The organism is Candidatus Accumulibacter contiguus, from assembly GCF_012940005.1.
Taxonomy (GTDB): Bacteria; Pseudomonadota; Gammaproteobacteria; order Burkholderiales; family Rhodocyclaceae; genus Accumulibacter; species Accumulibacter contiguus.
Genome location: NZ_SPMX01000080.1, coordinates 22340 through 39513 on the forward strand (window position 1 = coordinate 22340; position 17174 = coordinate 39513).

13 protein-coding genes, 1 tRNA gene and 2 pseudogenes are annotated in these 17174 nt (G+C 62.6%); 8 read left to right on the forward strand and 8 right to left on the reverse strand.

Annotated features, from left to right (window positions below; translation table 11 throughout):
• The first annotated feature begins 46 nt into the window (after window positions 1-46).
• Together E4Q08_RS20990 and E4Q08_RS20995 are read left to right on the forward strand one after the other, a co-directional pair.
• Window positions 47-1053 (forward strand): annotated as a pseudogene (locus E4Q08_RS20990) (cation:dicarboxylate symporter family transporter).
• A 14-nt stretch (window positions 1054-1067) separates the two neighbouring features.
• Window positions 1068-2345 (forward strand): glycerate kinase type-2 family protein, encoded by a 1278-nt coding sequence (locus E4Q08_RS20995; RefSeq protein ID WP_169071806.1) that lies wholly within the window; start codon window positions 1068-1070, stop codon window positions 2343-2345.
• Between the two features lie 614 nt (window positions 2346-2959).
• On the opposite strand, the gene E4Q08_RS21000 is transcribed toward E4Q08_RS20995, so the two are convergent.
• Genes E4Q08_RS21000 through E4Q08_RS21020 form a run of 5 tightly spaced genes read right to left on the reverse strand, consistent with a single transcriptional unit; the run spans window position 2960 to window position 8855 of the window.
• A complete protein-coding gene (locus E4Q08_RS21000; RefSeq protein WP_169071807.1) occupies window positions 2960-4222 on the reverse strand; it encodes a serine hydrolase in 1263 nt (420 codons plus the stop codon).
• Complete coding sequence (locus E4Q08_RS21005) at window positions 4219-5373, reverse strand: YbdK family carboxylate-amine ligase (protein ID WP_169071808.1); 1155 nt, start codon at window positions 5371-5373, stop codon at window positions 4219-4221. The genes E4Q08_RS21000 and E4Q08_RS21005 overlap by 4 nt, the downstream gene beginning before the upstream one ends.
• Window positions 5370-6644, reverse strand: coding sequence for a cation:proton antiporter (locus tag E4Q08_RS21010; protein ID WP_169071809.1), 1275 nt, complete (start codon window positions 6642-6644; stop codon window positions 5370-5372). Before E4Q08_RS21010 ends, E4Q08_RS21005 begins: the two co-directional genes overlap by 4 nt.
• Before the next feature lie 13 nt (window positions 6645-6657).
• Complete coding sequence (locus E4Q08_RS21015) at window positions 6658-7440, reverse strand: gamma-glutamyl-gamma-aminobutyrate hydrolase family protein (protein WP_169071810.1); 783 nt, start codon at window positions 7438-7440, stop codon at window positions 6658-6660.
• Window positions 7437-8855, reverse strand: a complete 1419-nt coding sequence (locus E4Q08_RS21020; protein WP_169071811.1) for a cation:proton antiporter — start codon at window positions 8853-8855, stop codon at window positions 7437-7439. Before E4Q08_RS21020 ends, E4Q08_RS21015 begins: the two co-directional genes overlap by 4 nt.
• Before the next feature lie 13 nt (window positions 8856-8868).
• Here E4Q08_RS21020 and E4Q08_RS21025 point away from each other — a divergent pair, with 13 nt between their 5' ends.
• Together E4Q08_RS21025 and E4Q08_RS21030 are read left to right on the forward strand one after the other, a co-directional pair.
• Window positions 8869-9333 (forward strand): MarR family winged helix-turn-helix transcriptional regulator, encoded by a 465-nt coding sequence (locus E4Q08_RS21025; RefSeq protein WP_248595049.1) that lies wholly within the window; start codon window positions 8869-8871, stop codon window positions 9331-9333.
• Between the two features lie 14 nt (window positions 9334-9347).
• A complete protein-coding gene (locus tag E4Q08_RS21030; RefSeq protein ID WP_169071813.1) occupies window positions 9348-9866 on the forward strand; it encodes an OmpA family protein in 519 nt (172 codons plus the stop codon).
• A gap of 407 nt (window positions 9867-10273) precedes the next feature.
• On the opposite strand, the pseudogene tnpC reads toward E4Q08_RS21030, so the two are convergent.
• Window positions 10274-10852: pseudogene (tnpC, locus tag E4Q08_RS21035) on the reverse strand (IS66 family transposase); the annotation flags it as partial.
• A 40-nt stretch (window positions 10853-10892) separates the two neighbouring features.
• On the reverse strand, window positions 10893-12551 hold the full coding sequence (locus E4Q08_RS21040; protein ID WP_308240194.1) for a DUF6399 domain-containing protein: 1659 nt from the start codon (window positions 12549-12551) through the stop codon (window positions 10893-10895).
• Between the two features lie 529 nt (window positions 12552-13080).
• On the opposite strand from E4Q08_RS21040, the gene E4Q08_RS21045 reads away from it, so the two are divergent.
• The 3 genes from E4Q08_RS21045 (at window position 13081) to E4Q08_RS21055 (ending at window position 14433) form a co-directional block, all read left to right on the forward strand.
• Window positions 13081-13299 (forward strand): helix-turn-helix domain-containing protein, encoded by a 219-nt coding sequence (locus E4Q08_RS21045; RefSeq protein ID WP_034916479.1) that lies wholly within the window; start codon window positions 13081-13083, stop codon window positions 13297-13299.
• A gap of 174 nt (window positions 13300-13473) precedes the next feature.
• Entirely contained in the window at window positions 13474-14145 is a 672-nt protein-coding gene (locus E4Q08_RS21050) for a hypothetical protein (RefSeq protein WP_169071814.1), read from the forward strand.
• An 18-nt stretch (window positions 14146-14163) separates the two neighbouring features.
• Window positions 14164-14433, forward strand: coding sequence for a hypothetical protein (locus tag E4Q08_RS21055; protein WP_169071815.1), 270 nt, complete (start codon window positions 14164-14166; stop codon window positions 14431-14433).
• Window positions 14434-14482: 49 nt separating this feature from the next.
• On the opposite strand, the gene E4Q08_RS21060 is transcribed toward E4Q08_RS21055, so the two are convergent.
• A tRNA-Asn gene (locus tag E4Q08_RS21060) sits at window positions 14483-14558 on the reverse strand.
• A gap of 267 nt (window positions 14559-14825) precedes the next feature.
• On the opposite strand from E4Q08_RS21060, the gene E4Q08_RS21065 reads away from it, so the two are divergent.
• A complete protein-coding gene (locus E4Q08_RS21065) occupies window positions 14826-16847 on the forward strand; it encodes a thioredoxin domain-containing protein (RefSeq protein WP_248595050.1) in 2022 nt (673 codons plus the stop codon).
• Window positions 16848-17174: the final 327 nt, after the last annotated feature.

Genomic DNA, 17174 nt, shown 5'->3' on the forward strand with positions numbered 1-17174 from the left:
GAGCTGTGGGGCCACTTATCGCCTCGGAAGAGGAAGGAGAGACATCATGATTCGCCGCTTTTTCGGAAAACTCTATGTCCAGGTCTTGATCGGCGTGACTGCCGGCATCATTCTGGGCGTTGTCGCCCCGAACATCGGAACCGACCTGAGGCCGCTTGGTGACGTCTTCATCAAGCTGATCAAGATGGTGTTCGCACCGATCATCTTTGCCACCGTGGTACTGGGCATTGCCCGCATGGAAAACATGAAGGAACTCGGCCGCGTCGGTGTCCGGGCGCTGATCTACTTCGAGGTGCTGTCGACCTTTGCGCTGGCGCTTGGCCTGCTGGTCGTCAACTCGGATCGATCGTCTCGCTCGGCAAGTTGATGGCCACGATGTACCTGACCTGCTTTCTGTTCGTTGTCCTCGTGCTGGGAGGCATCTCCCGACTCTCCGGCTTCAGCCTCTGGAAGTTTCTGAAGTACATCAAGGACGAAATCTTCACCGTCCTCGGTACCAGTTCGTCCGAGTCGGTCGTCCCGCAGCTTATGCGGAAACTGGAGCATGCCGGCATCTCGAAGCCGGTGGTCGGCCTGGTCGTGCCTTCAGGATTGACCTTCAACCCCGATGGACAGTGTATCTATTACACTATGGCGGCGATCTTTATCGCTCAGGCCACCAACACGCCACTGACTCTGACCGACCAACTGCTGGTGCTGGGCGTGCTGCTGCTGACTTCGAAGGGTTCGGCAGGCGTGACCGGTTCGGGCTTCATCACTCTGGCGGCGACACTGGCTTCGATGGGCAAGATACCCGTCGCCGGCATGGTGCTGCTGCTCGGCGTCGATCGCTTCATGTCTGAAGCCCGTGCGATCACCAACACCATCGGTAACGCGGTCGGCACGGTGGCGATCGCCCGCTGGGTTGGCTCGGTGGACCGGGAGCGTCTCAACCAGGTGCTCGACGGCAAGAGCGATCCCGAAGACCTGCAGGCCTTGTACGAGGGTGACGAGGCAGCCAGCAGCCTGGAAGAAACGAATTTGCCCACGCAGCGCCCGCAACTGGCTGCCTGATCAGGAGACGAACGATGAAGACCAATGAAGCCCGCAGACTGCTGCGCCACATGTTCGAAGCGGCAATCACCGCCGCGCAGCCGGCGCACTGCATCCCGCTGCATCTGCCGGAACCCTCTCGCGGCCGACTGATCGTGATCGGTGCCGGCAAGGCCTCTGCGGCGATGGCCAAGGCGCTGGAGGAGAACTGGCCGGGCGAGTTGTCGGGACTGGTGGTGACTCGCTACGGCTACGTCGTTCCCTGCCAGCGCATCGAAATCGTCGAGGCCGCTCACCCGGTACCGGACGCCGCCGGAGTCGCTGCAGCGCAGCGCATCCACGCCCTGGTGCAGGGACTCAGCGCCGACGATACCGTGCTGTGCCTGATCTCGGGCGGCGGCTCGTCGCTCCTCGCCCTGCCGTTCGAGGGCCTGAGCCTGGCGGACAAGCAGGGTGTAAACAAAGCCCTGCTCAAATCCGGCGCCTCGATCTCGGAGATGAACTGCGTTCGCCGCCACCTCTCGGCTGTCAAGGGCGGGCGCTTGGCGGCGGCCTGCCATCCGGCGCGCGTGGTGAACCTCATGATCTCCGACGTGCCCGGCGACAACCCGATCGACATTGCCTCCGGTCCGACGGTTGCTGACCCCACCACCTGCGCCGACGCCCTGGCGATCATCCGCCGCTACGGCATCGCCGTACCGCCAGCAGTGCTCGACATCCTCGAAAATGGCCGCGGCGAGTCGATCAAACCTGGCGACGCGCGTCTGGACAGAGTCGAAACGCGCCTGATCGCGACACCGCAGATGGCACTCGAAGCCGCCGCTGCGGTGGCACGCCAAGCCGGCGTGGCGGCGCACATCCTGGGCGATGCCATTGAAGGGGAGGCGCGCGACGTGGGCAAGGTCATGGCCGGAATCGCGCTGCAGGTCGCTGGTCGCGGCCAGCCCTTCGCAGCGCCCTGCGTCCTGCTCTCCGGCGGGGAGACGACGGTGACGGTGCGCGGCAACGGGCGCGGCGGGCGCAACGTCGAGTTTCTGCTTGCCCTGGGCGTGGCGCTGAATGGGCATCGCGGCATCCACGCCATCGCCGGCGACACCGACGGGGTGGACGGCCAGGAAGAGATCGCCGGCGCCTGGCTCGCACCGGACAGCCTGGCTCGCGCCTGGGGCAAGGGTATCAAGCCGCTCGTCAGCCTGGATGACAACGACGCCCACGGCTTCTTCGAAGCCTTGGGCGACTCGGTCATCACCGGGCCGACGCTGACCAACGTCAATGACTTCCGAGCGATTCTGATTACCCATGAGCTTCCCTGATACAGCGTGCCGAATGCTTAGCAATTCTCCGGTTGTTCATCACATAGGCATTCAAGCAGGGAGCGATGGACCATCGAGGTGAGGCCGCTTCACGGTGAAAAGGACCGCAAAAGGACAACCTGGGATCTCAAACCGCTCGACTCTTGCAAGCGCAAAGTGTCGAACTCGGGAATTCACAACTACAACCCATCGGCTGGAAACGACCGCCATTGCTGGCTTCGGGCTGGTGAAGGCGCAGCAGAAGTCGACGTTTTCGTGGAATTCTCTCCCTGCACCCGTGCCGAGCACGGTGTGGGGTACGGCATCGGTGTGAACTTGGTGGTTTGGGCCGGTGTCGTGCTCGTTCTTCTTGGCGGGTTCTTTTTACCGCGTCTCGAACACCCTTGTCATCCCCGTTTCACTGCCAATCGCCGATCGGGCATCGACCTGCCATGGCTCTGCCGCGCCATCGATCTCCGAGTCGCCCTAAACAATTCGATTGGTTCGCCGACAGAAACTCGCCAAGCGCTAGGCCCGTCACACCTCTGCGCCAGGTTTACGCGGGTTTCCACCGCCATTGACACCTGATGATCCAGAAGACCGTTCGCCGAGTGTAGCCTCCCTCAACTCCAGCTTCAACGCTTGCCGCTGGGCTGTGTTGCCGAACCCAGCATGTCCCAGACCTGCTCAAGTGTCGCCCGCATGCCGGCGCTGTGATTCCTCGGATAGGCTGCAAAAATGGCAATCACCAGTCGGCGATCGAAATCGACGTAGAGGCTGTTGCCGTAGGGGCCGATAATAGCGATGCGGTTCGGTGCTCCACCAAGGTGCACAAAACCATAGCGGTACTCGCTTCCCTTTCTGAGGCCAGCAAGATCCGAAGAATTCGCTATGCGCAGCCCGGCGGAGGCTGTCAGCGTTTCGATGAACCAGTTCGGGACCTTGTTGCGTCGATTGCTGTTCCTGGCGTCGATCAGCAGTTGCCCCAAACGAGCAAAATCGCGTAGCGAGAGCGCCAATCCAGCGGACAGTTCCGTTCCCTGCGAGTCGGTGAGCCAGAGGGCTGCGTTCTCGGGTCGGAGTTTTTCGAACAGTTCCTGGCAAAAAGTCCGCGTGAGCGGAACCCGGTACGCTTCCGCAAGTGCCCAGACGAGCAGGTCGGTGTCAGGTCCGACTTCGCCGAGTTGCGGGTTCGGGGAAAAGTCCCTTTCCCAACGACCCGGTTGGTTGAGCCAAGCGCGAATCCCTCCGGCCGTGTTGCCGGAGTTCCATCCACCGGCCGCCAACCAGTCATTGACGTCGTGCGACGACCAATCGAAGCTGCTCTCTCCTTCGAGCAGGCGCCGAATCGACAGCTTTCGCAACCCCGTCTGCCCACTAAGGGCGGGTATGTAGCGAATGATCGAGCGGTCCGGCGAGAGCTTGCCCTGGGCGACCGCCATGGCACCCATCAGGGAGAGCAGTGGTCGGGTTCCGCCAAGCAGCAGTCGCTGGTCCTGCGCTACCAGCCCATTCCAGTAGCGCTCGCTCGCCACCTTGCCGTCGCGCAGCACCAACAGCCCATCGGCATACAAGCGCGTGGCCAGCAGGAATCCGACATCGCGGAGCTGCTGATCGAGCGGGTCGCGGGCCTTGAGTTTGTCGAGCTCGAGCTGTCGAGGAGCAGGGCGGAACATCTGGGCTGTTCCTGTCGCCCTGATCTTCAGCGAAGGCGTGAAGCTGCCGAATGACTGCAAGCCGATGCGCAAATTTTCAGGTGCCAACCAGTTGTCCTGGTCGATCCACGGGCCAGGATCCTTGGCACTCCTGGGGACCGACTCGATGACACACTCCTCTGCCGCATGCAGTGGCCACGCCCAAGGTACCATCAACGCCAGCAATGTCAGCCAGTGCTTCATCGTGGGCCCTCGGCAAGGTGCATGCTCCTTTTATTGCGAAAGCGCATTGTGGCCTCACGGACGACATCGTTCAGGTTTCTGTGGATGGCCTGACGCCCGCGCAACCAGCTGGCGTCGGAGATCTCTCCGGCCAGGGAGGCGTCGAGCAGTTGCAGCCAGGCGGAACAGCCAAGTTCGTGGGCATCCTCGATCAACACGGCGAGCAGTTCACGGGCGATCTGCCGGAGAGGGACTTGCCGCAGGCCGATCGGATCCGAGATCTGCCCATCGAAACCATAGCGGCACGCCTGAAACTTGTTATAGCGGGCAACATACAGATGCCGTTGGGTGTCAAGCGCGGGTCGAGTTCGCAAGAGATGGCGTACCAGGCTTTGCGCCAAGGCCGCCAGGGCTGCGGCGCGCTCGACCGTCAGTGGCGTATCGCAAACGCGGATTTCCACGGTGCCGAATTCGGGCTTGGGACGAATATCCCAGTAAAGGTCCTTGATGCTGCGAGCGATGCCACAGGCCTGCAGAAAGGAAAAATGTTCAATGAACTCTGCCCAGTCGCGCAAGGCCGGGCATTGCCCACTCAAGGGGAAGGCCGAGACGGCGTTCAGACGAGCGGACTGGAACAGTGTGTCTTCGCCATCGACGAACGGTGACGACGCCGACAGCGCAATGAAGATCGGCACATAGGGTCCCAGGGCCTGCGTCATCCAGATCGCTTCGTCACCGGATGTACAGCCGACGTGAATGTGCTGGCCAAAGACCGTGAACTGCTTGGCCAGGTAGCCATAACGGTGGTAGATCTCATCGAAGCGATCACCCGGACAAATCCGGCGCTCCGCCCAGCGATGGAAGGGGTGCGTGCCGCCGCCGCAGACGGCGATATGGTTGCGCGCGCACTGACTGACGAGCGCTTGTCGGAGGCCGACCAGATCGGCAGCAATGCCATCGACGAATGTACGCGGCAGGGTGCTGACCTCGATCATGCTTTCGGTAATTTCAAGCTTGATTTCACCAAAGCGGCCATCGTAGTCCATGCTGCCGAGAAGATCCGTCGCTCCACGCGTCAAATCAAAATCGCGCACTGAAACCAGCTGCAACTCAAGCTCGACCCCCAGGGTCAGTGGCTGGCTCTGTTTGAATTCGGCGATTGGCTGGCTCATGCCACTCCTTCCTTGCTGTTGTCGGTCGCCGCGGTCTCTCCGGCACGCACCACGGCGAAACGGCAGAGGGCAGGGCCGGCGAGTTCCATGATGGCGGCCGCAAACAGCGGCAATGACAGCGACGAACGGCCGATTTCCGGGTAGAGTCCGGCGATTTCATAGGCCATGAAAACGGCAGTGGCCGACAGCGGCTGAATGCCGATGCCAACCAGCACCCGCCTGGCAACGCCCAGGTCACCGCCGGCCCATGCCAGGGCAGCCACCTTGGCCACCGCCCGAACGATCAACAGGCCAATCGCCTGCAGTCCGATCAGCCAGGTGAAGTCTTGCCAGGGTAGCGAGGCGCCGACGACGACGAAGAGGATGATCGCCAGCAACCAGTGTCCTTCCGGCAGGTTGGTATAGCTGAGCGTCCTTTCCTGATCGCTGAACGACAGGATTACCCCCATCAGGAAGAGGGTCAGAAAAACCGGCACCGCCAACATGCGGGCGGTGCCAACGGCGAGCAAGGCCGTGGCCACGAGGATGAAGACCTGTGCCAGAGAGCGTTTTGGCAACAGTGCCGCGACCAGACGAGCGAGAAGCGCCATCAGCCAGGCGATCATCACGGAACCGACCACCACCCACAGCGGATGGGCCACGGCATTCAGCCAGTCGTCGCTGTATTGCGCATGTACCACGCCGACGACGACGGCGAACACGACGAATGACGCAGCCGCGCTCAGCGCCGTGTGCAGGATGATCCGTTCGCTGACCTGCCCTTGCGCGTTCGATTCCTCGACGGTCAGCAGGACAACCGCCGGCGCCGAGGCCATGGTAACAGCCGCCGCCGCGGCCGCCCATGCCGCCATCAGACCAACCACCCCCCAGGCGAAGAGAAAAATGGCCGTGAAGGACAGGGTGATCTCGCCAAGCGTGGCTCTCAGCAAGTCGCGGTTTTCACCGAGCCAACGCAGATCGAGGCGTCGCCCGATCTCGAGCATCAGGAGTCCGAGCGCTGCATCGGCCATTGGCCGTATCTGGGCCAGTGCCTCAATGCTGATCCAGCCGAGCAAGGAGGGGCCGAACAATGTTCCTGCCAGGACGTAGCCGATGACTTTCGGCCAGCCCAGTTTGGCGCGCAACCACTCGCCGACCAGCAAACCGACGACCAGCAGCATGCTGAACAAGGCCAGAGAATCGAGTTCATCGGGGAAGGGTGGCAGGAAGAAGAGGCGCTCCTGCAAGCCTTCCCAGGCGGTGCGTGCCGACGACAGAATCTCGTTCAGCATTGGTTCGTCCCGCTCACCAGAATCGGCCGCGCGCGGCAGCGAGAAACTCGTCGAGGATTGGCGTGCAGTCCAACAGTACCTCGCTGCCGGGGGGATGGAACTCCGGGTGCCACTGCAGGCCCAGCACATACGGCCTGCCTTGCAGGCGAATGGCTTCGATCAGGCCGTCCGCGGTGCTGCGCGCTTCGACCTGCAGGTCCCGACCCAATGCTCGGATCGCCTGATGATGTATCGAAACCACCCGCCCAGCGGTCTTGCCCGGGTAGAGCTTCGCCAAGCCGGACTTTGTGGCCCACTCGACCGCGTGACTGTGCTGGTCGTAATCGCTATGGACGTGCTCGCCCGCCGCTTCGATCTGTGTCGCGATGTCCTGATAGAGTGTCCCGCCAAGCGCCACGTTGATCAGTTGAGCTCCGCGACAGATGCCGAGGACCGCCTTGCCGGCTTCCATGAATTCGTGCAGAAGTTCCATTTCGTAGGCGTCGCGCACCCGGTCGCCAGCCCAGTCGGGGTGCAACGGCTCCTCCCCGTAGCTTTGTGGGCTGAGGTCAGCTCCACCCTGGAGAATCAGGCCATCGAGATACTCCGGGTAGTCCGAGAGCCGGATGCTGCTGCGATGGACCATGGCGTCGCCACTGACCGCGGGGATCATGAACACCATCACTTCGCGGGACATCACCCAGTGCGCCACCGATTGCTCGAGGTACTGTAGGGACTTCGACTGCAAACCCGTGGCGCCGACCACTGGGTGGTAGATGCGTGCGGAGAGACCGATACGTAAAGGGCGTCTGCTCATGATTTGTCTCCCCAGGAACCTTTGTTGGAGGCAGGCTTCTCTGCTGCCGGGTCGTCCGATTGCAGATAGGTTGCTTCGCCGAAGCCCTTGATCGCCGTCTGCGTGGCCAAGGGGCCAAACAACTGCATGAGAAGAATCGTCGCCAGCAAGGCGCCCGTCAGTCGTGGCTCAAGCCCGGAGTAGAGCGTCTGCATGTTGGCAAGAAGAACCAAAGCAATGCTTGACATCGGCTGTAAACCAATTGACAGGTAGATTGAAGATGCGGTTCCCAAGCAGAGGCGATTGCGATTCAAGAGAACGCCTGCGAGTTGCCCGGCGAAGCGCGCGATGATCACCAGGACAGCGTCCGGCCAGCTCTCCACGACAACTCCAATGTCGAGCGCGGCACCGGCCAGAACGAACGTGGCGACGAGAAAAATCCGGGCGTCACTGGCAATCCGAATGGCAACGACCTGCTTGTTTCGATCCAGGGCGCGCGTCAGATAGCCGAAGAGCAACATGGGCAGCAATGCGGAAATGTCGAGGTGGATCGCAGTTCCAACGCCCAGGACGATGGTTCCCAGAATCAACAGGTGCTGGTGTTCCGAACGCCGTCCCAGGAGTTGAGCGCCGGTCAGGACGAGCGCAGTGCAGGCACCACCGAGCACCACGGCCCCACCGACTTCCTGCGTCGCTGTCCAGGCGCCGGCGAGGCTGTAAATCGCCCCATCCTCGACCAGAAGCGGCATTGACCAGGTAGAGACAACCAAGGCAACGCATCCATCGATTGCCACCATGGTGAACAGCAAGCCGGTTTTTTCTCCTCTGGCGCCCACGTCGCTGCAGGTGGCAATCGTGATCGCTGGCGAAGTGGCCAGACAAAGGGCTGTCGCGAAAACTGCGGAACTGGCGGAGAAGTCCATTGCCAGGAGCGCCAGAACTACGGTCGCTCCGGTGGTCAGGGAGATCAGTATCCCCGCGCTCAGTCGGTTCCATCCTTCACTGACTGCCACCAGCGGAACTTGATAGCCCAATTCGAACAGAATCAGGCCCAATGCCAGATCGATGAAAAGCTGGTTGGACTCGATGTGATAAGGCGCTATCCAACCCAGTCCGCTCTGGCCGACCAGCAATCCAAAAACGACGTAGCCGGTGGTTCGTGGTAAAGCCAGCGCACGACGCGAAAACTCGCCCGCACCCAGGCCGCCAAGAAGCGCCACGCCGAAAATCTGGATCGAATTGAACATCGAGTCGCGAACCCTTACCGGTGCTCTGAGTGGCACAAAAACGTGACCAGCGGCCTTGGCACAATGCTGTCGCCAAAGGTGCAAGTACAAAAAATCTATCGATATTACATTGATGGTGAATATAATAGTCTTTCTATCTCGATTAGAGCAATGCCTCACGCCGATGACACATCCTTTGACGGCCGCCACACCGCCGGTCCACTTGGCGGTTCTACAACAGTTCCGTGTGATCTACGGCACGATGCGCCAGTATTTCCGTGAGGTGGAAGATCGTTGCGGACTCCCTGGTTCACAGATGTGGATTCTGCAGGAAGTGCATCGCTGCCCGGGGCTTGGCGTGACAGATCTCGCTGCACGCTTGGGTATACACCAGTCTACCTGTAGTCAACTTGTTGAAAAACTGGTCGCCCGAAGATGCCTCATCAAGACGCGCAAGCAGGAAGATCAGCGCCGGGTCGGTCTCCAGCTCGCACCAGACGGAGTGAAGGCCATCGCGGCGCTACCAGGGTCCGCAGAAGGCGTCCTTCCTGAAGCGCTTGCCGCCATGCCGGAAGTCGCCCTACAAACATTGTATATCAATCTATTTGAGTTGATACGGCATCTGCCCGGACGAGACGATGCCTTCGCCAGCATACCGCTGGCAGACATGCTGCGGGATCCGGAATGAGGCCTGCTCAGATCATGTCCAGGCTCTCCAGCCTGATACAGCTGTTCTATGGCGTAATGCTCATCGGATGCAGTACCTTGGCCATTTCACCTTCAGAGCCGATGCCGCAACAGTCGCTTGATTCTTCTTCAGCCCCAGATACCCCATTGGATGCGCCCTCAACCAAGGAAACGGATTCTGTAGCGCTGGAGGAAGCTAACAGCATCTACTTCGCCAAGGGCGCAACCCGTATCGATACGGCGGGGCAGGACAAACTGCGGCATCATGCAGTGCGCTTGAAGGCGAATCCGGCGCAGGTGGTGACCTTGGCCGGTTACACGGACGACCTGGGCAGTGACTCATATAATCTGGCGATAGCGGAGCGGCGTATCGAAGCCGTCGCCAAGCTCCTTCGCACCTACGGCGTTCCCAAGAAACAGATTCATCCGCTGCGTCGCTATAGCGTCGGTCGAGGGGAAGCAATGCCGGCCTGTAGAACAACCGAATGCCGCCAGATCATGCGCCGGGTGGAAGTGATCTATGGTATTCGGTAAAGCGGTTCGCGTCGTGTTCGGCAAGGATGGGAAATTAGGAGGATTCCGGTCGTCATCGCTCAGGGGCGAACGATGAGAAATCCAACTGCAGGAGTTACTCCGGGACCAGTAGTCAACAGCCGAAGCCTGTTCCCACTGTCAATGGGTCTTGGCGACTGTGGAGTTTCCGTCCCACCATGGGGCTGGACGAGAGGCTACCAGGAGAGGCGTTGTCCGAATTCGTATTCGGGCGCCAGTTCTCCAAGCGGGTTCTTCTGACCGACCGGCGTGTCGACCCTGTCCCAAGGCGGTGGCTCACACGCGGGCATCACATCCAGGCCGCGGGGTCATGTCCGGGTCAAGCTGCGGGGTCAAAAGCTGCAGTAACAGCGTAAGCGTTCAGCGCACCCACCCCTGGGTGCGCACAATTACACTGGTTTTTTGAGAGGTAACAGCTCGTCGATGCGGCTGTTTGGCCAGTCGGGGAGTTTCGCCAAGGTGTCGGTCAGCCAGGCCATGGGCTCGATACCGTTCGCACGCGCGGTTTCGAGCAGCGATTGAATCGCCGCGGCGCGTTGGCCGGCCGCCTCGGAACCAGCGAACAGCCAATTCTTCTTGCCGATGGCGATCGGGCGAATGGCATTCTCGACGGGGTTGTTGTCGATCGGATAGAAACCGTTCGTGGCAGAACGGGCAAAGGCCGGCCAGCGCCGCAGACTGTAGTCGATCGCCTTGGCCAGTGCGCCGCCGTCGGCCACCGATCGGCGAGTGTTCTGGGGCCATAGGTGCAGGGCTTCGAGCAACAGCTGACTGGTTTCCTTTCGTCGTCGGGCCCGTTCCTCGACCGTCTTCCCTTTCGCAGCGTCCTCGATGGCATACAACTCGCCGATACGGCGCAGGGCCTCGGCCGCGACCGGGCTCCCATTCGCCTGATGGAGATCGAAGAACTTCCGCCGGGCATGGGCCATACAGGCGAGTTCGATCACCTCGCCGCGAAACAGGGCTTCGATCATCATTCCGGCCGCTCCCGCTACGCCGCCACCTGCATCAGATAGGGCGGCTTGGGTGGTCGAGGTCGTCGCGCGCCGGTCGTGGGGGTAGCGGCATGCGCTGGAGCACCTGCGCGAACAGCGTTTCGTGTGCACGGCCAAAGAAGCGCTCGGCGGCGGTTGTGCCGTCGGCGCGACGGATGTGGTAGTTGTGCACGGCGGTGAGCGCCGCGAGCTTGCGGTCGCTCAGGCGATGGCGGCCCTGGTGATGCAGGGCCAGTTGTCCGTTACGGCCCTCCACCCCGGAACTGCTGCGCTGGAAGCGATCGGCGCATTCGCCGGCCACCTGTTCCAGGCGCGCGATCTCGGTGGACGGTAAGGCCTGGATCGGATGCGCGCCGTGACGCAGCGGTTCGAGCAACTGGCGGCTCAGCGCGCGTAGTCGGTGACGCGGCTCGGCGAGGGTGCTGCGCTCGGCGACGCGCTCCAGATACAGAGCGGGAATCAGTTCTTCGACGAGGGCGCGCTCCAGCTCGGGGGGCAGCGCGAGGGCCTCGACCTGCACCTGCAGGGTGGCGAAGAAAAAGGTGAGGGTGGCCAGCAGTTGGGTAGTCAGACGTTGCGCTTTGGCCAGGCGCTCACGGGCGCGCGTCGGCAGATCAGCGGCCTGGGCGATACGCCCGAGCCGCGCCCAGACGTCGTTGAAGCGCTGCGCGACGGGTTCGACGGGTTGTGCCTGTCCACACTCCAGGTCATACGGGTGATACCCGATGCCCAGCTCCCGCACCAGTTCGCGGGCTTCGCTCTGACGCGCCTGCGCCTGGGTGTGCGCGACTTCGGCCTGCACCACCTCGCTCACGGCGGCCTGGAGGCGGGCGGCGAACGCGGGTGGGCGACCGCGGGGACGAGGCGACTGGTTCTCGTACGCCTGCTGGGCCGCCCGCTCGACCGCCCAAGCCTGCTGAGCGGCCACCACCGTCGCGGCGGCCTGCCGGACCTGGCGGGCCAGGTGTAGGCTGGTGGCCTTCGATACCTCGTGCTGACCATGGAAGAGGTCCGGCGAATGATGCGCATCCAGGTCCACCTCGACCTGCCGATGCAACGCCGTGGCCTCGTCGCTGGTGCCTTGGATCACGGCAACATTCAACCCGACCAGGGCCGCCTGGAGCGCCTGCGTCCAGGTCGCCGCCTTGCGATCCGCCGCGTACTGCTCCAGAAGAAGAAAGCCCGACACCGGCTCCAGCGCCACCAAACCCATCTGCGGATGGAAGGTCTCATCCTCACATACCGTGAGATCTCGGTGCGGCATGCCCCGCGCCAGCGCCGCGCGCTGCTCATGTGCGACGGCGACCAGCGCCTCCTCCAGGGCCGCATTGAGGCCCTGGTGGGTGCCGTAGCTGGCACCGACGAATGCCGACAGCCCGCTCAACTCCAGAAATTGGCACACCACCCAAACTCCGGCACCACCCTGCAGGGTGATGCTGAAGTGCGCCGCCAACACCAGTGGATGCAGCCACCGCACGCCCTCAGCGGTCTCCACCCACGCCGCCAAGGCCGCCGGGGCTGCGCCGACCGCCACCGGCTTGCACCATTCCTGCAAGGTACTGCGGGCCAGGCCGAGATCGGCGGCTACCTGCCGTTGCGGCTGTCCCGCCGCCAAGCGCGCGTTGACCGTCTCAAGCTGCTCCGCCCGCTCCAGGCGCGAGCGGCGCCTCACGACCCACCAACCATCGACCACCGTACAGTGCGCGGTGGCACCGGCCTCGTATCTGGGCTATAGTCAATCCCGGCAGGACCTTCGAGCATCTTCCTTCTCCCTCGGTGAGTTTGCACTTCCAAGGGTACGAGATTTCGAGGGTTCTGCCACTCCTTTCTCCAAGCGCCGCACTCGGCGTTGGCCGGAATGATGATCAAGGCCACAGGCAAGCCATGCCGAAGACCGCGAAAAAGTAGAACGAATCAGAGCATGGTACCGCGATTGCGGACATAACCATAAAAGCATGGACGCTGCCGCTGAAGAAGCTGCCAAGATAATCGGCGTATCTTTCCGAACGGCGCGTAAGCATATCGGCGCTGAGGCGAAAAAACCTACGCTTTGCGCGCAAAGTGTAATGTTTGCCGGCAAAGTGTAATGTCAGAGCGCAGGGCTTACACCCTGCGCGCTGACGGGCTTATCAACCCATTTCCCTTTCTCTAAAGTTCGCAACCATACGGCAGGCAAGCCGGATTTTTAGTGGAAGCGAACCATGACCATTCAAAGCATTATCGACGCGGGCCGCGATCTTCTCGACGAGAAGGCTGCGGCGCAGTTTCTCGACAATTCCCCCGGCACGCTGTCTGTGTGGCGCAGCACCGGGCGCTACAACCTTCCCTTCATCAAGATCGGCCGCAACGTGCGGTATCGGCGCGCGGACCTTATCGCCTGGCTGGAAAAGCGCACCCGCGAAACCGGCGCAACGGCATAGGGGGTCGGCAATGATCCAACCCAACAAAAAGCCGCCCCGGCTGCTGCCGGAAGCGGCTGAAGGTACTGCGTTCGCTGCGCGCCATTCTACCGTACTCGACCCGCAGAAAGGTTGGCTTGGTCTCGCCAACCCCTCGCGGAAACCGAAACGCGGCTGGCGACGGGGGGCGCGGCGATGAACGCACCCTATCCCATTCCCCAGCCCGATACCGCGGCGATCCTCAACGCACTGGCGGCGCTTTACCCGCCTGACGCAGTGATAGAACTGCGATCCTTTGCCAAGGGCCGCAAGCGCACCGACTCGGGATACTTCGATGGCGAGCACCGGCAAGCGCTGGCAGAGCACGCGGCGCTGCTGAACAGGACCGGCGCGACGGTCTATGTGACTCTCAACCCGATCGACCCGCAATTGCTGAGCCGCTACGCCAATCGGATCGAGAGCGGCGCAGCGGCGACGACGACTGACGGACAAGTGACCGGGCGGCGCTGGCTGCTGCTCGATTTCGACCCGACCCGACCGACACAAGCGCGACCGATGCGCAACTGGAAGGCGCCAAGGCGGCGGCGCGGGCGTGCTGGCAGGCATTGCAGGCTGAGTGCTGGCCTGATCCTCTTGCGGCCGAATCCGGTAACGGCTTCCATCTGCTCTATGCGCTGGATCTGCCGAACGAGAGCTATTGCAGCGGCGAGTACGAGTGCATGCTGCAGAAGCTGCAGGAGGTCGAGATTCTTCCGCCAGATCGAAGGCCGATTGATTGAGGCCAGAACAGACCCGGCCAAGCGCCGGGTTTTTCTTTGGTGCGGCGATGGTTCAGGGCAAGGTTCATGGTGTCCGCGGCGATGGTAGCCAACATTGGTAGCCAGCATGGTGGCCAGTGCTCAGGCGGTCGGACACGGCGGAAATGAAACCTGTTGCAGAAAAGCAACACTGCGTTGCCGGGAGCGTAACGGCGAGGCGGTGACCAAGTTCAACCCGCTGTTGCCGGCGACGGTGGCCAGATCGGGCTGCCTGCATTTTCTTGGCATCACAGAACTGCCGGCAAAAGGTGCGTTGTCTCACGACATGCCATGCAAGCGCATCAGATTTGATGGCCAAGAAACCGGCTTGATTACGGCAAATGTAACCCCGGCGTAACCCCGCAAAAAAGCCCAACCTTGAAAGCTGGGCTAAGTACTTGATTCTTTGGCTCCCCGACCTGGGCTCGAACCAGGGACCTGCGGATTAACAGTCCGACGCTCTACCGACTGAGCTATCGAGGAACACGCGAGGCGCAAGTGTAGCCACTCGGGGTCCGTCCGTCAACATTCACTCCATCATTCACTCTGTCTGAGACATTTTCGGCATGTCTCGATCGGCTTCGAAGCCCCGAAAGACGCGCTTATCGCAAGTCGTCTGCGCGACATTCGATTTTCGAGACGCCTTGGGGCGCTTGCGGAAGATGGCGTGTCGGAAGGGTCACCGCGCTTGATCTATACTCACCGCTCCCCTTGAACCGCCTGCCCACCACGAGGAGCCAGCAATGCCTGATGATACGCCCCCCCGGAGCCGACCCGTTTGCCGCCGAGCTACAAGCGCGGCTTGCCGGCGCGATTGCCCTGCGCGGGCCGGCTTATGTGCCGCGCACGCATCACCTCGACGCCGACGGCCGCCCGCTGTTTACCAACCGACTGGCGCTGGAGAGCAGCCCCTACCTGCTGCAGCACGCGCACAACCCGGTGAACTGGTTCCCCTGGGGTGACGAGGCGTTCGCCGAAGCGCGGCGGCTCGGCCGGCCCGTGTTCCTGTCGATCGGCTATTCGACCTGTCACTGGTGCCACGTGATGGAGGCCGAGTCCTTCGAGGACGAGGCGATCGCCCGCTTCCTCAACCATCACTACGTCGCCATCAAGGTCGATCGCGAGGAGCGCCCCGACATCGACGCCGTCTACATGAGCGCCGTGCAGCAACTGACCGGTGCCGGCGGCTGGCCGATGAGCGTCTGGCTGACCGCGGCGCGCGAACCCTTCTTCGGCGGCACCTACTTCCCGCCGCGCGACGGCGATCGCGGTACCCGGCGTGGCTTCCTGTCGCTGCTCGGCGCCTTGTCCGACACCTTTCAGCGCGATCCCGATCGTGTTGGTCAGGCGTGCACCGCGCTGGTGCAGGCCGTTCGCCAACACATGCAGGGCGCATCCGGAGCAGGAGGCACCGACGCCGCCATCGGCCTGCCCGCCGCTGACGTCATCGACGCCACCGTCGAGCATTACCGGCAGTCTTTCGATGCCCGGCACGGCGGCCTGAGCCGGGCGCCGAAGTTCCCTTCGCACATCCCGGTGCGCCTGCTGCTGCGCCATCACCAGCGCACCGGCGATGCCGACGCACTGCGCATGGCGACCCTGACGCTGGAGAAGATGGCCGCCGGCGGTCTCTACGATCAGTTGGGCGGCGGCTTTCACCGCTACTCCACCGACAGCCGCTGGCTGCTGCCGCATTTCGAAAAGATGCTCTACGACAACGCCCTGCTGGTCGTGGCGTACGCCGAGGCGTTTCAGGTCACCGGCCGCGCCGACTTCGCCCGCGTCGCACATGAGACCTGCGACTACGTCCTGCGCGAGATGACGGACGCCGGCGGCGGCTTCTATTCGGCAACCGACGCCGATTCGGAGGGCGAGGAAGGACGCTTCTTCGTCTGGCGCGAGGACGAGATCCGGCGCGAGCTGGACGCTCTCGACAACGGCGGCATGACCGAACGTTTCCTTGCCCACTATGACGTGCACCCGGGCGGCAACTGGGAAGGTTACACCATCCTCAACGTACCACGTCCCGACGAAGCCGCCTGGGAAGCGCTGGCCGCTGCGCGGGCCAGGCTCTACGCGGTACGCGCCAGACGCACGCCGCCCTTGCGCGACGAGAAGATCCTCGCCGCCTGGAACGGGCTGATGATCTCGGCCCTCGCTGTCGCCGGACGGATTCTCGACGCGCCGCGCTACGTCGCCGCGGCGGTGCGGGCGGCGGATTTCGTTCTCACCCACCTGCGCGGTGCCGACGGCGGACTCCGGCGCAGCTTCAAGGACGGCCAGGCACGGCAGGCGGCCTTCCTGGACGACCACGCCTGCCTCGCAGCGGGCCTCATCGACCTCTACGAAGCCACCTTCGACCTGCGCCACCTGCGCGACGCTCTGGCGCTGGCCGAGACCACCGAGCGCCTGTTCGCCGATCCGGCGGGCGCCTGGTTCATGAGCAGCCAGGAGCACGAGCGCTTGATCGCGCGTGAAAAGCCCGCCTACGACGGCGCCGAACCGTCCGGAACCTCGGTCGCCCTGCTGAATGCACTCCGCCTCGGCGTTCTCACCGACGACGACCGCTGGCGCCAGATCGCCGAACGCGGCCTGCGTGCCCATGCCGGGGTACTCGGCGAGCGGCCGATCGCCATGACCGAGGCCTTGCTGGCCGTCGATTTCCTGGCCAGCACGCCGCGCCAGATCGCCATCGTCTGGCCGGATGGCGCGGCAACAGCAGCCGCGCCCTTGCTGGCCGTCCTGCGCCGGCATTTCCGGCTTCCCACTTAAAGCGGGACAGTCATGCTACCGATAGAGTCTGAGGATGAAGGGAGCTGAGGAGATGGGAACTGGTTGCCGCATCTCCTGTATCATCAGTTTTATGACAAAAAAACTCTACGACTCAAGCCATACGGACAACCAGCCGCGTCATTTTTGCCGCACTTACAGACCAGGGAAAACGAAGCCTGCGTGCAGTGGGGGAATTAATTCATCGCCCGAAAAGCAGTGTTCATCGCCACCTGCAAGCGCAAGCCCGTAGGAACCGACATCCTGAATCGGGGTTTTGGGAAACCGAAGAGGGGGAGGCATGGCTGAGATTGCTGGTATTTGCTGTGC

Excerpts from the sequence above, each read along its gene's own strand:
- E4Q08_RS21005 (WP_169071808.1), bottom strand. The coding sequence starts at position 5,373 with ATGAGCCAGCCAATCGCCGAATTCAAACAGAGCCAGCCACTGACCCTG.
- E4Q08_RS21015 (WP_169071810.1), bottom strand. The coding sequence starts at position 7,440 with ATGAGCAGACGCCCTTTACGTATCGGTCTCTCCGCACGCATCTACCAC.
- E4Q08_RS21030 (WP_169071813.1), top strand. The coding sequence starts at position 9,348 with ATGTCCAGGCTCTCCAGCCTGATACAGCTGTTCTATGGCGTAATGCTC.
- E4Q08_RS21010 (WP_169071809.1), bottom strand. The coding sequence starts at position 6,644 with ATGCTGAACGAGATTCTGTCGTCGGCACGCACCGCCTGGGAAGGCTTG.
- E4Q08_RS21045 (WP_034916479.1), top strand. The coding sequence starts at position 13,081 with ATGACCATTCAAAGCATTATCGACGCGGGCCGCGATCTTCTCGACGAG.
- E4Q08_RS20995 (WP_169071806.1), top strand. The coding sequence starts at position 1,068 with ATGAAGACCAATGAAGCCCGCAGACTGCTGCGCCACATGTTCGAAGCG.
- E4Q08_RS21000 (WP_169071807.1), bottom strand. The coding sequence starts at position 4,222 with ATGAAGCACTGGCTGACATTGCTGGCGTTGATGGTACCTTGGGCGTGG.
- E4Q08_RS21050 (WP_169071814.1), top strand. The coding sequence starts at position 13,474 with ATGAACGCACCCTATCCCATTCCCCAGCCCGATACCGCGGCGATCCTC.
- E4Q08_RS21055 (WP_169071815.1), top strand. The coding sequence starts at position 14,164 with ATGGTGGCCAGTGCTCAGGCGGTCGGACACGGCGGAAATGAAACCTGT.
- E4Q08_RS21065 (WP_248595050.1), top strand. The coding sequence starts at position 14,826 with ATGATACGCCCCCCCGGAGCCGACCCGTTTGCCGCCGAGCTACAAGCG.